A 13,560-nucleotide genomic window follows, 5' to 3' on the forward strand; every position below is an offset into this window, starting at 1 on the left:
ACAACTTAGAGTAACTGAAGTGCTCCTGTTCAGGATCTGGGTTTTTTCAGGAACCGTGGGTGGTGGTAGGAGGTTAGGGGTCGGAAAGAACGAAGTGAAACCGGTTCGCCGTTCGCCGAAAAGAACAGTTGCAAGTTGTGAGTTGCATGTGAGAATAGATTCGATCCAAACGGATGTAGGGGCGTGCGGCTGCACGCCCGCTGTCAACAATGATCAGTCTTCCCAAGGATGAGATCGTCCTCTTCAATAGTTTAACGAATCGAATTCTGGGCAGAATCATGTCTGAATAACGCAAAGAATGTCATCCCAAACTTGTTTCGGGATCTGGGCTTACGCAAGTGGTCGGAGGTAGCAGGTTGGGGGTTGGAAAGAGCGAAGTGAAACCGGTTGGCCGTTGAGCGGTTCCCCGTTCTCCGAAAAGAACAGTTGCAAGTTGTGAGTTGCATGTGAGAATAGATTCGATCCAAACGGATGTAGGGGCGTGCGGCTGCACGCCCGCTGTCAACAATGATCAGTCTTCCCAAGGATGAGATCGTCCTCTTCAATAGTTTAACGAATCGAATTCTGGGCAGAATCATGTCTGAATAACGCAAAGAATGTCATCCCGAACTCTTTTCGGGATCTGGTTTTGCGATCTCGGCAGGGGACGGAGGACTGTTGACGGACAACATGGTTTAATAAGCGTTCAGCGGGTTCTCAGCTTTTCAGCGCGCAGCGGTTCTTATGCTTGCAACTTGGAACAGACAACTTGCAACTGCTCTTCGAAGGACCGGTTCATGATTGAGGGAAACGAATGAAGTCTACTGAAACAGCTGAACGGCTGCAGGTTCTTATTTCTCCAGCGGTTCCTCCCTGAAATCAAAGCCTTCTTCAATCAATTCAGTACAAGCATTCACAATACTTGAATCGAAGCAGGTACCCGATTTGCTATGTATCTCTTCAAGGGCTGCCTCTACTTTGTGGGCAGGTCTGTAGGGTCTATGAGAAGTCATGGCATCAACTACGTCGACGACGGCAATAATTCTGGCCTCAACGCATATTTCACTTCCCTTGAGTTTGCCAGGATAACCGGAACCGTCAAGCCTTTCGTGGTGCTGGCGAACAATTTCTGCTACCGGCCAGGGAAGTCGAGCATTCTTGAGAATGTTGTAACCGACGATGCTGTGCTCTTGAATCAAACTGTATTCCTCTTCATTCAAAGAGCCTGGCTTAGACAGGATTTCGGCTGGTATAGCTATTTTACCAATATCATGAAGCAGTCCGGCAATCTTAACAGCTTCAATTCTTGAGTCATCAAGGCCGATTTTCTCAGCTATTTTGGAGGACAGTCGGCTTACATTACGATGATGATGTCCGCTATAGGGGTCTCTGGCAGTCAGAATATCCGAAACCACGGTGATAATAGAGTAGAAGGCTTCAGTTATTCTTTCTGCTGATTCCTGCCTTTCCGTGACATCACGAGCTATTCCTTCAATAGCGATAAGCTTTCCATCATCATCGAAAACTCGTACATTTTGCTGCTCTATCCAGATTATCTTTCCATCCTTCCGCATCCATTTCAATGTAAGGGGCTCACTTTGGTTCGATGAATGGCTGTCATTCATTAAATTCAACAGCCTGGCTTCATCTTCGGGATGAACGATTTTGGAAATTAGATCGGGATCTTTGTAGAACTCGCAGGGAAAATACCCGGTAATGCGAGACGATGAAGGACTGACATAACTGAAGCCCTCTTTTTCATTCAGTTCGTACCTGTAAATGAGGTCTTTGGCATTTTCAGCCAGCAACCTGAACTTCTTCTCACTTTCGACCAAAGCCTTTTCTGCCCTTTCCTTGGCCAGCTTGATCTCCTTTTTCTCCATTGCCTCGACGACCGCGTATGGTAGTCTGGCCATATGTTCCTTTATTACATAATCTACCGCACCGGCCTTCATGCATTCGGCCGCCGTGTCTTCGTTCATGGAACCCGTAAGTATTATCACTGGAATCTCAGGCGCCTTTTCCAGAACGAGCTCGATCACTCTCATCCCATCAAAGGTCGGCATCATGTAGTCGGAGATTACAAGATCCGGACGGAACGCCTCCAGTTTCTCAACGAAATCTTGTTCAGTATCAACGACTGAAACCTCATCTCCGGGAATACCCTGGAGATTTTCCTTCTAGCCAGGTCTACGTCAGTGTGCAGATCCTCTGCGAAAAGGATCCTTATTCTCGCGTCCTTACTCATCCTTCGCCAAACCTTGATGGAAGCCTGTTAAGCACCAACCAGTAATCGTTCATCTGTCTCAAAGACTCAATGAAGTTTTCGAAATTCACGGGCTTCACTATATAACTGTTCGCCCCGAGTTTGTAGGATTCTTCGATATCCGTCTCTTGTGTAGAAGAGGTCAGAACTACTACCGGTATTAGACTCGTTCTCGGATCTTTCTTAATCTCTCGTAAGACCTCTATACCACTGACCTTAGGAAGTTTCAAATCCAGTAAGATCACTTTTGGAGAATTGCTGACACTACGGTCGCTGTACTTGCCAAGCGCAAATATGAAATCGAGAGCTTCCTCACCATCTTCGGCGACCACGATATTGTTAGCCAGTTTACTTTTTTTAAGTGCTCTAAGGGTAAGTTCTATGTCCTCGGGGTTGTCTTCTACCAGAAGTATCTCTACTACGCTATCGGTCATGCTTTCACCTCTCGGGTATAGAAAAATAGAAGGTCGCCCCGTGGTCTTCTTCCCCCTCGGCTCTGACGAAACCCCCATGTCTGTGAATGATTCTCTGAACAATCGAAAGTCCGACACCCGTTCCTTCAAAATCCTTTGAACTATGTAGCCTTTGAAAAACTTCGAAGAGTTTGCTTTCGTATTTCTGGTTGAACCCGACACCGTTGTCCTTTACATAATAAGTGTTTACTCCATTTTCTGAATAACCGGCGACCTCTATTGCTATAAGCTCTCTAGAGGCAGAAAATTTTAGCGCGTTTGAAAGCAGGTTAACCCAAACCTGCTTCATCATAACTGCGTCTCCGTAGGCCTCAGGCAGATTCTCTAGAGTGAATTTAACCTTATCGCGGAGTTCTACAGAGATGACTTCGTGAAAGATAGAATTCACCATGCTGGTCATGTCAATCTTTGATTTGACAAGTTCAGTTCTATTTAGCCTGGATAAGGCCAGCAAATCAATAATTAGCTGATCCATCTTCTTTATGTTGCGCTTTATTACTCCAAAGAGTCTCAGGCCTTCACTGTCGAGGATATCGGCATAGTCCTCCTCAATTATTCTGGAATAACCGTCTACTGCTCTTAGAGGAGCCCTCAAGTCGTGCGAAACTGAGAAGGCAAAGGCTTCTAATTCCTTGTTGACGGCCTCCAGCTGTGTGGTCCTTTCAGCTACCCTTGCTTAGAGTTCAACATTCATCCGTTCCACTTTTTCCTGGTAGGTTCGGATCTTTGTGATGTCGTGAAGAATCTGCAGCTTCGATATACTTCCGTCGTCATTGATAATAGGAATGCTTATCACTTCACAGATGCGGCCACTTTTTTCGAACCCGCATTCCCATCTTGCCGGTTGACTAGAAGAAGCACTGTCGATTCTGCACCAGGGACAAGGAGCTTTGAGTCCTTGAAAGAACTCAAAACACTTCTTATTCTCTATGAGACCATACTCCTTAATCAATGCGGGATTCGCGTAATCGATGTAATAGCTCTTGTTTATCATGTAAATGCCTTCGGGAATGTAGTTCAGAATTTTATGAAGCTTCTTTCTTTCTATCTCGAGCTTCCTCTCGGCATTTTTCTGATCGGTAATGTCCCTGGCAAAAACCGATATCCCTTCTCCTAACGGATAGATATTGATCTCGAGTGTTTTGGTCTTTCCCCCATGCTTATATTCGAAGACAGCAGATTCCGCTTTCCCTTTCAGAAGAACCCGCCGGTATGACGCCATCGCCTTCGCAGTAGTAGCATCTTCGGAGAAGACATCCGTTACATGCTTCCCTATCACATCCGCGGAACTGATTCCAGTAATTTCCTCACAGGCATTGTTCCAGTATATGTATTTCAGATTTTTGTCGAGTGCATAGAGCATATCTGTTACGCTTCCTGTGACTTTCGCGAGAAGTTCCTTCACTTCAAATCGCTGCCTCTCTCGCAACTTTTCTTGCGTAACATCAAAAGCGTATATTCTTGCTCTTTCGGTATCTGGAATTGGACTGAGTGATAAAAAAAAGATGCTCTTTCCAATTGTCTTTTCGTAGTTCACAGGGAGAGGTTCTTTCGACTCCCACATATGCTGAGGGATCTCTTCGGGTAGAAATACACCCGGATCTTTCAATCCATTTGAGTTCAGAACATCTGTAGCTGCTGCATTCCTGTAGATTATGCTTCCGTTGATGTCAACATCGAGGATAGGGTTTACATTCTTATCGATCTCCGTGGAAAACCGTAAGTCGTTCTCTCGCAAACCAGATTCAGTCCTTTCGTGAATCATGAGAACCCCCTGATTGTTGGATGAAATTGTATGACTACTGCAAATGACAAAGGAATTATAGCATTTCGCACGTTGTCAACATCACTGAAAATGACTCATACATTGTTCATGTCTTGAGATGAAATCTGACTTTGAGAGATCTCTCTGCTACCGAAGTCGCACTAGAAATGTCGAAGCATTTTAACTAATCGGTCATGGAAATGAGCTCAAAGGATCTTTTGCAAAACACGAAGGAATCAATAGGGGGAAGTAACTTGCCAGTCACTTCTAGTAACCGGTCGCTGTCTTTGGCAGAGACCAGTTCCAACTTTGCTGAACAAACAGCTAAATGGAGAGTATGGAACGTAAGACTGGGCATCACTTCCCGACGGAGTGGGCATTGAGACTTGGCGTGGTCCAAAGCGTTTCTGATAACCCGCTCCTCCTAACCGATTTTCATAACCCGTTCCTAGTCGTGGCTCTTTCACCGCGCAGCTGAACTGGCCAGGCGTAGCCTGACTGGCCTCGCTAAAGGTGAGACCGGCTACTCCTGTCTCCTTCGAAACAGCCTCACTTCCCCGGATGTTACTGCTTGCCAACTTCCTGAGAGGTTCTTTTTGAAGGATGGAGGACCTTTGCGCGACCTACATTTACTTGTTTCCCGACTAGGGCAGAATTATGGAGACTAATACTCGTTGGATCTCGAGATCAACCATTTACCAGCTACTTTTTGCACTTTCCAGACATAAGTCCTGTAATCAATGGGTCCAGATGTCCATGAGATAACTGCGTCAAATTCCACAGTTGCTTCGGTCGCTCCTTCTCCTAAATCAACTTCAACATCACTGTTTCTATTGAAGTAACTGACGTTCCTTCCTTCAAATCTGCTTGAATAGGCATCGACAATCTGCGAATATGACTTCACCGCTGTGTTTATCAGAGCCGGGTTAGTGTATAACCCCGCAAGACCGACTGAATTCTCCGCTTCCCAGTATTTCTCAAAATCCTTGACGAGCCCACTGATTTTGATCACAGGATCAATGATGAAACACCCGGAAAGAAGCATAAGCAGAACGGCTATAAAAGAAATGTACAGAATGACACGTTTCATTATCTCGCCCCCATTTTAGTCGCAGATCCCTTGCAAATATGGAAGACATGATCGTTCCTTCAAAATCCATAATATACCAAGTATTCTAGCATCGATCACGCTGAAAACCGTTTGGATGGAATTCCTCTCAATGAAGGACGAATTTATCTCAGCAGAATGATTAGCTGGCGCGATAGCTACACCTGTCCAGTTGGTCAATTATTATATAGCTTCATCATCCAAATTCGTCAGGTAATTGCGCTAAACTGATGTAAGATGGAGTTGGAGGTGGGATTGTGAAAAAGAGATTGCTATTGCTTGTGGCTGTTATTTTCGTAATTGGCTTGACATTTGGAGCGGGTGACAGAAAAACCCTTGTTGTAGATATAAATGGCGGGCAGTACAAAAGCATACAATCGGCAATTGACGATGCTAGATCAGGGGACACTGTGGAAGTACTTCCAGGAACTTATAGAGAGAGCCTGACAATAAGCAAGGATATTTTTCTTAAGGGAGCTTCTAGAGATGGGGTCATAATCATTCCCGAAGAAGATGACCTGGCAATCTTCGTAAGGGGTGCCGCCGAGTTCTCGATCGAGAGTATTACGATCATGACTTCAAGCTCGGCCATAAACGTTTCGAGGTCCTCAGGACAGATTGTTGATACTTACGTTGCAGGGGGGCGTTTCGGAATTTCGTTCAGCGGTACCGGAATGACCCTTAAGATAATTGATTCGTATGTAACATGCTTTCAAGGATTGGGAAATGAAGATCCACTAGAAACGAGGCTGGCAGGAATATACGCGTACGGTAATGCAACTTTGATTGCCGAGAATTCTGTGTTTGAAAGAAACGGTGTTGGAATAAGCCTTACCAACGATCTCAAATACCGAATAGAGAACTGTACATTCAAGCAAAACAGTATAGGAGTTTCGCTGGGAGGCAATGCGACGGGTTCTCTAATAGGAAACATCGTAACTGAAAATGTAGAGAATGGAATACTCATAAATTCCTCATCCACTACAACGATAAAGAACAACCTCTTCTACGGCAATGTCTGGCATGGACTGGATCTTTATCTCAACCGCTGTACCGAGTGTGAATGCGGAGGCGACGAGTTCACCGGAACAGTTGTTGGATCTGGCAACATATTCGAATCTGAGGACGAGATTTGTCCGCTCGATTTCTGGGACGACAGCTTCTACAGCTTTGACAAGAATCTGAGAAAAGAGTAGGCCAATTATTCACATAAGGAAGCCTTTGATATTCTTGCTATCTGACGAGTAGCGATGATCGTCAAGTTCTTTTTTGAGTAACTCCCTTTCTGTTCTCCAACTATTTCAGGACTTGAAAGTTAGTAGTGATTCAGTTCTCAGTGACTACTTTGCCTTCTATAAGTACTGTTCTGAAGACAACTGCCTGTAGATCCGCGAAACTTGAAATGCAGTTTGCCTTCTTCCTCAATTCACACTCTGCAAAAAAGACAATGGTATACTAATGTTGGTGATAGCAGAATGCGGAAAACCAACTGGGACAACATAAATAAAATAGTGGCGATCGCGCTGAGTATAGGCTTGGTGATTGCATTAGTCATAATGGTATTCGCTTTTATAAATCTTACAAAAGCAAATGCTTCTTCAAAGGCCTTCAGGGATACCCTCACTGAGTCATATGGCATTGAATCCAATCAATGAGAAAGGAATCCACATCCCTCCAATCACTTGACAAGGGCCAAATACTGGACCAACGCAGCTGAAACAGGCAGATCTCTGGATGTCGTCCTGTCATCCAAGTTCTGTTTTTTTGCACTATAGATGTAGCAAATTGATTGCTGGCCACTACAATGCAGAACAAAGAGTCATCCACAACTGACAAGAAAGAGCATTTCTCCCATCATCTCCACACAGATAATCGGAAGCATTCTCGGTGATTCTTGGTGAGATGTTAGGGATTCGAGATAGAAAAAGAAGTTGCTCTTCGTCGGAAAAGAGAAGAGCTTTACTGGCTGGAACTTCAAGATCCATAAGCTAGTAGTGCAGACTTTGGGCAACTCCCTTCATAGACCAGCGAAAGATGGATCTTCGAATCTTCTCACTCCAAACCGAGTGCCCTCTACCTTCCCGAGATTTTTTTGAATGACTTACAGGGGTCCGATCTTGGACGGCCAACTTATGACGTTTAGCAAAAAGTCATCGGCCTTCACCAGAGGCAAAGGCCGATTAAATGCTCTTACTAAGGCTCCCTAACAGGCATCACAATCTTTGTCAGGTACTGGTCCTCAGGAAACTCCGGCCCGTTGTAATAGTATTCATAAACGGTCCCAGTAGGAACATATCCGCTCTTGCTAATCCACTCGGCCATTTCACTGTACACCGTCTCCATCTGACTGTATGGACCCATGTAGACAGAAAAGACGCTTAACCCCTCGGGAATGGAGCTCTGAATGATGTCGCCTTTTCCGGGCAGGTCGGATGAAACCGGGAAGCCTATCTCAACATCAAGATTCTGCATGTCCATGTTGTGATAGGCAACAAATGGGATATCTGCAGGAGATTCCCCCAACTCGCCCAAATAGGCGGCAATCTCTCCATAACACTTTCCAATAAGAGAAGGTAGATTCTGAACGCTCGTTTTTGTGCGCACAACCAGAGTGGAACTTGCACAGCGCTTCAATAATGCGATAGGTGTTAGCCTCGGCATAATTACCCCCTTTAATTCTTCTAGTGACTTGTGTCCCGTCAATAGTATTTCCAGGTAGATCGGATCAACTGAATCAAACGAGACCAAACCAATAATAATACATTTTCCTGAAATACCGATGCTTCATTAGAAATCCAGGGCATATGACATGACCTAAATCAAATACTACCGTCCCCAGGATAGCGCTGTCATTACTCTATTGCAGAAAGCCATGTATAATCCGAGCCAACGGGATAACCGTTCATCAATGCAGACACGGCGCCGGACATATTCTCGCCAGATTAAAGCGTGATGTTGGGCAAGAGCAGTACGAAAGACTGTTATGACATCTTCTAATTGATTGTATGGAAGTAGCTGCAATTGTCATTCACTGACGAGAGTGTAGACTGCAGAACGTGGAGCACCATAAGTAATCAACACCACTACTGGGATAGGGCAGTCGGCATCGGCCGTTTCTTATAAAGCTGATGCTCACTACTCCAATTTTGATTTGACCCGTACGCGAATAGAAATTCATCAATAGTAGTAATGTCAGACGAATAGAGATCGATCATCCTAGTTCCTCTTTCAGAGGCGCTTCCAATCATTCACTATTGCCTGTACGCCTTTGTTTGTAGTCGTTTCTGAACATTTCTAGAGACTCTTTCCGCGCTTTGGAGAAATCAATCGTTTCTGGTAGTTTGATAACAAAGGAGAGTCACAAGGAGGTTGAACTAATCAGGCATGGGTATCGTTAGAAATCTATACATCTCTTTCAGAGTCAGGTCTAACCGTTTTTTCAGCCGCACAAACAGAAACAAGACTTCTCCCGACTCCAGTGCGATCAAAGCAATGCGGCTTTGCCGGGCGATGAAGTAAGCATATGTTCGCAAATAGAATTGTCTTTCTCCCTGTAGATGAGCGATTCTGCACGAGAGATTATTTCCTGTTGCTGGCTCGTGCCGCAAATATTGACGTCGTTACTCCGCCGAAAGTCTATCTGGGGGCAAAGAAAACGCCCCCAGACCTTCGCCGTCTATCTAAATGGCTTAAGGAGACTGCCCTGCCGGGCGATTACCTGGTTATTTCTGTCGACATGCTCGTGCACGGCGGACTTATACCCTCGAGAATAAGCCTGGACACTCTGGATACCCTCATTGAAAGGCTCGGCCTGCTGGAGGAGCTGAAAAAACTGGACGTGAAGATCTACGCAACCACGACTATCACAAGAACTCCGTTCTACAACTCGTCCGAAGAGGAACCGGATTACTGGCAATACTTCGGGCTGGACATGTATGATCTCTCCAGACTTCTTGCCAGGAGCTTTAGAGGTGAGATGGTTCACCGCTCCATGATAGAAAAGATCGGCAAGATTCCATCTCACTTCGTAACAGACTATCTTGTGAGACGAATAAGAAACAGAAAGCTTGTCTCTTCAGTAATAGAACTGGTAGACAAAGGCGTGATTGACTTTCTGAATCTAGTTCTCGACGATAACAGCAAGGAAAGCATATCCCTTGCCGAAAGTGAGATTCATCGGGCCATGGTAGACTCCCTCAAAATAGGATCGAGGGTCTCAATTCATGCAGGCGCAGATGAAGCGACACTTAGCCTACTGGCTAGAGTCCTTTCTGAATCGGTGGGAGAGATCCCGACCTTTGAGGTTCATTATGCCTCTCCGGAGCACAAAGATTTCATTCCACCCTACGAAGGCTCTCCACTCTACCAGGGCATTCAAAACCATATAGAGGCGGCCGGAGGAAAGGTGGTCGACAGCGCAGGAGAGATTCTGCTTCTGGCAAACAACCCGGAAGCTGGTCTCGACAGCGCTCAGCAGCTCTCCGCTCCTACTGACTTGAGTTCGTATGAGAGGTTCTTTCGCGAGATCGAAGCGGCAGATTCGATCATAAAGGGTATAGCCGATGTGAAGTACACCAACGGCGCAGACAACTATTTGGTCGAAGAGTTGCTGAAGAGAAGCGAACTGAACTGGCTGGAAACGAATTACTCGGCCTGGAACACAGCAGGAAACACTCTTGGAACAGTATGCGCCCATTCTATAGTCCAGCTCCTGGGAAGTAAGGGGCTGCTGAAGGTAGATCAGTCAAGGATCAAGAAATTGCAGGCGATCTTCTTCCTTGAGCACTGGGCATTTCAGTCGAATATACGCAAGAGGCTGCTGGTCGAAGCAGAAAAAAGAGGGTCAAAGCCGTGGACAGTAATTCCCGTCGAATCATGGGCCGAGGGATTTGTAAGGAGTGAACTGACTCCCTATATTCCTCCTGTTCAAGATGCGCTGGAAATGGAATTCGAGATCGAGCGACTGTTCTTTCCCTGGCACAGATCCTTCGAACTCGGTCTTTCGATTGTGCAGAAAGACGAACCCAGAGGTGACTGAAGTGCGTTCAGAACTGCTTAAGAAGATAGAGAAGAGAATAATCGTTTCGTGCCAGGCTTTAGAGGACGAACCTCTACACGGCCGTGGAATTATGGTGCTTATGGCGAAGGCTGCCATAATGGGAGGAGCCGCTGCGATAAGGGCAAACGGGGCGCAAGACATTGAGGATATTAAGTCCACATTCGACATACCCTTGATCGGACTTAACAAACGAGACATTGAGGGATATCCGGTTTACATAACTCCAACTTCGGAAGACGCCCTTTCGATTTTGAGAGCGGGAGCCGATGTTGTCGCCATAGACTGCACACTTAGGAGGAGACCGGAACCTCTCGATTCGATGTTTGCCGTAATAAGAGAGAAGTTCCCAGAAAGGCTCATAATGGCCGATATCTCCAGCATCGGGGATGCGAGGGAAGTATCCCGTCTCAAGCCCGATTTTCTCGCTACCACGCTTTCTGGCTACACAGATGAGACACTAGAGAGACCGCAACCGGATATCCGACTGGTAGAGGAGCTGGCCGAAGAGTTCGACATTTACGTGATTGCGGAGGGCAATTACTGGCAGCCGGAACAGGTTGTGAAGGCCCTTGAGGCCGGGGCCTTTTCGGTTACTGTGGGAAGTGTCATCACGAGACCTCAGTTGATAACAAAGAGATTCACGAGTTATATTGAGGAGTGGAATAAAGAAGGCTTCAAATCCCGGGATTAGATCGGTCCATTTGGATTGCTGAATGGTAGTAATTCCGGACCTGCTACAAATGCAATAGCTGTGGATTTTGAATCCTCTCTGCAGATGTCTTTAATGAAAGAGCCATAGATTCTCAAGAAAGAGTTTGTTGAGGTAACAAGACGAACAAGGAGGTAAGATTTTGAAGCGTCTGTTTGCATTTCTTTTGTTTGTACTCCTGACTCTAACGGTTACGATGGGTTTGAGTGAAGAAGAGAAGAGACTCGAAATCCAGGAAAGAGTCGAAAAGGCGGCCAGGCTGATCGAAGAGAATGGGCCAGAGATATTCTCGCTTTTCTACGATAGAGACGGCGAGTTCTTCATTGGTGAGGAGTACATCTTCATCTACGACGATAGCGGAACCAATCTAGTCAACGCGGGAAATCCAACCGTCTTTGAGGGTAGAAACCTGATATCTCTCAAAGACCAGAACGGACTCTACATGATTGTAAGGATCTTCGAAGTCGCCCTAAATCAGGGAGGAGGCTGGCTGGATTTTTACTGGCCCTTGCCGGACGGAGGTCCCGCGACATTCAAGAGCGCCTACGTTATGTCCGCTACTCACGGAGAGTTGACATATGTGCTTGGAATGGGATATTACAAACAGGAGCAATGAGTTATTTGGTTCTGAATGAATAGCAGAATACTCTAGTACCTGCAAAGGCAAATCAGGTCTCGATATGCTTCAAGAAGACCTACGGTTTGCTTATAGCGTAATTCTGAAGCGAGGTGTATGAATGCTTGCTCTCGGAATAGATATTGGCGGAACGATGATCAAGACGGCGATTGTGGATTCAAATGGCACACTCTCCGAGAAGAGATTATTTCCAACCTCCATAGATCTAAAAGACCAGCTCTTGGAGATCGTTAGGGAAGAGCTAGCCGCGCACAAAGTGGAAGCTATAGGCATCGGTACGGCAGGAAGAGTCGATCCTGTCACTGGAAATGTGAATCTGGCTACGAGCAATCTCGCTAACTGGACCGGAGTACCTGTAAAGACTCTCATCCAGGAGAATACAGGCGTTGTTACAGCCGTTCTGAACGATTCAAGTGCGGCTGCATTCGGCGAATGGTTCTGCAACTATCGTCGGGCGGAAACCCTGGTCATGATAACGGTGGGGAGTGGCCTTGGCGGAGGAATCGTGATAAACTGCTCTCCTCTTCTCGGAAAGCGCGGAGAGGCAGCGGAATTCGGTCACATCATCATACACCGTGGTGGAAAACCTTGCAACTGCGGTAAGGAGGGGTGCGCCGAGCAATATATATCTATGCGCCTTATTCATAGCCTTGTGGCAGCGGCAGCAGGCCAAGAGATGGACAGAGCCACTCTCATCGAACAGTATCTAAGCGGCAATCCAGTTGTTGAAGAAGCAGTAAGTACCGTAACAGGAGATCTTGCGATAGTAGTCGACTCGGTCTTCCTGAGTTTAGGCCCCGACCTAGTAGTTGTGGGAGGCGGAGTGTGCGAACTCGGCAAGAGATTCCTGAACAGCCTGAGAGAGGAACTTTCAGTGCTATCAAGATCGTCGCTGTATACCGAAGAAGATGTGGTTCTTTCTCTTTCTGGAAACGATGCAGGAATAATTGGTGCAGCTGTCTATGCAATGGCCGGAGCATCCGGAAACGAATAACTGGCTTCGAGAGGAAGAGCGGCTCTTAATATCACGCTGGACGCTGAGAAGTGCGAAGAACAGAAGTGATGCCGACTTCGTCGGGAAGTGATGCGCCGAAAGATCACCGGCGGAAGTGATGCCCGGAAAGAGGTCCGGGGAAGTGATGCTGCTTCGCAGGAAGCTCTCTTGAAGTTGGTCTGTTGGCGCAGGCCAGTCAAAAGGCGAGAATCTCGCCCGAGGAGTTTTGCTGGGGAGCAAGACCAGATCAAAGGGGAGCATTGCCGAACCGCTATTTCACTCTTGCCAGACCCTAGAGGCGACAACTCCAGACCCGTCTCTTCTGTACGGGATCTGACTTCTCTCATTGACCTTGGTAGTCTCGAATATGGTTTTTCTCGAAGCGAAGCTTCGTCTCAAACTCAAAGCATCTTCTCGCTCTTCAATTAGCCTCGGTCTGACCCTTGATTATTGGAGAATAATATAAGGACACTAGGGTTTAACTAACACTTCCTCGAAATTGCTTTGAATTTGAGAGAAATCAATCGGTGAATTGTAATTCAGAGATCCATGAGGCCTCAGTTTGTTATA

The 13,560-nt window shown here is 46.3% G+C and carries 12 protein-coding genes; 6 read left to right on the forward strand and 6 right to left on the reverse strand.

Annotated features, from left to right (window positions below; all coding sequences use genetic code 11):
• Positions 1–830: 830 nt before the first annotated feature.
• The 5 genes from Y696_RS11115 to Y696_RS11135 all read right to left on the reverse strand — a co-directional run bounded on the left by Y696_RS11115 (position 831) and on the right by Y696_RS11135 (position 5,573).
• On the reverse strand, positions 831–2,141 hold the full coding sequence (locus tag Y696_RS11115) for an HD domain-containing phosphohydrolase (protein ID WP_310793753.1): 1,311 nt from the start codon (positions 2,139–2,141) through the stop codon (positions 831–833).
• Between the two features lie 82 nt (positions 2,142–2,223).
• Positions 2,224–2,679, reverse strand: coding sequence for a response regulator (locus Y696_RS11120; RefSeq protein ID WP_121510484.1), 456 nt, complete (start codon positions 2,677–2,679; stop codon positions 2,224–2,226).
• A 4-nt stretch (positions 2,680–2,683) separates the two neighbouring features.
• The gene (locus Y696_RS11125) at positions 2,684–3,313 is read right to left on the reverse strand and encodes an ATP-binding protein (RefSeq protein WP_121510485.1); all 630 of its coding nucleotides are present in this window, start codon (positions 3,311–3,313) and stop codon (positions 2,684–2,686) included.
• An 81-nt stretch (positions 3,314–3,394) separates the two neighbouring features.
• Positions 3,395–4,483: a PAS domain-containing protein gene (locus tag Y696_RS11130; protein WP_121510486.1), complete on the reverse strand. Its 1,089-nt coding sequence runs from the start codon at positions 4,481–4,483 to the stop codon at positions 3,395–3,397.
• Between the two features lie 664 nt (positions 4,484–5,147).
• On the reverse strand, positions 5,148–5,573 hold the full coding sequence (locus Y696_RS11135; RefSeq protein ID WP_121510487.1) for a hypothetical protein: 426 nt from the start codon (positions 5,571–5,573) through the stop codon (positions 5,148–5,150).
• 275 nt (positions 5,574–5,848) lie between these two features.
• On the opposite strand from Y696_RS11135, the gene Y696_RS11140 reads away from it, so the two are divergent.
• The gene (locus Y696_RS11140; RefSeq protein ID WP_121510488.1) at positions 5,849–6,787 is read left to right on the forward strand and encodes a nitrous oxide reductase family maturation protein NosD; all 939 of its coding nucleotides are present in this window, start codon (positions 5,849–5,851) and stop codon (positions 6,785–6,787) included.
• A gap of 279 nt (positions 6,788–7,066) precedes the next feature.
• Positions 7,067–7,246: a hypothetical protein gene (locus tag Y696_RS11145; protein ID WP_121510489.1), complete on the forward strand. Its 180-nt coding sequence runs from the start codon at positions 7,067–7,069 to the stop codon at positions 7,244–7,246.
• Between the two features lie 538 nt (positions 7,247–7,784).
• Here the strand turns inward: Y696_RS11145 and Y696_RS11155 are convergent.
• On the reverse strand, positions 7,785–8,252 hold the full coding sequence (locus Y696_RS11155; RefSeq protein WP_121510491.1) for a GyrI-like domain-containing protein: 468 nt from the start codon (positions 8,250–8,252) through the stop codon (positions 7,785–7,787).
• An 862-nt stretch (positions 8,253–9,114) separates the two neighbouring features.
• Here Y696_RS11155 and Y696_RS11160 point away from each other — a divergent pair.
• The 4 genes from Y696_RS11160 to Y696_RS11175 all read left to right on the forward strand — a co-directional run bounded on the left by Y696_RS11160 (position 9,115) and on the right by Y696_RS11175 (position 12,990).
• Positions 9,115–10,629, forward strand: coding sequence for a DUF4127 family protein (locus tag Y696_RS11160; protein ID WP_121510492.1), 1,515 nt, complete (start codon positions 9,115–9,117; stop codon positions 10,627–10,629).
• A 1-nt stretch (position 10,630) separates the two neighbouring features.
• The gene (locus Y696_RS11165) at positions 10,631–11,341 is read left to right on the forward strand and encodes an N-acetylmannosamine-6-phosphate 2-epimerase (protein WP_121510493.1); all 711 of its coding nucleotides are present in this window, start codon (positions 10,631–10,633) and stop codon (positions 11,339–11,341) included.
• Positions 11,342–11,501: 160 nt separating this feature from the next.
• Entirely contained in the window at positions 11,502–11,975 is a 474-nt protein-coding gene (locus tag Y696_RS11170; RefSeq protein ID WP_121510494.1) for a cache domain-containing protein, read from the forward strand.
• Positions 11,976–12,096: 121 nt separating this feature from the next.
• A complete protein-coding gene (locus tag Y696_RS11175; protein ID WP_121510495.1) occupies positions 12,097–12,990 on the forward strand; it encodes an ROK family protein in 894 nt (297 codons plus the stop codon).
• Positions 12,991–13,560: the final 570 nt, after the last annotated feature.

It is taken from the genome of Mesotoga sp. H07pep.5.4 (genome assembly GCF_003664935.1).
GTDB classification, from domain to species: Bacteria; Thermotogota; Thermotogae; order Petrotogales; family Kosmotogaceae; genus Mesotoga; species Mesotoga prima.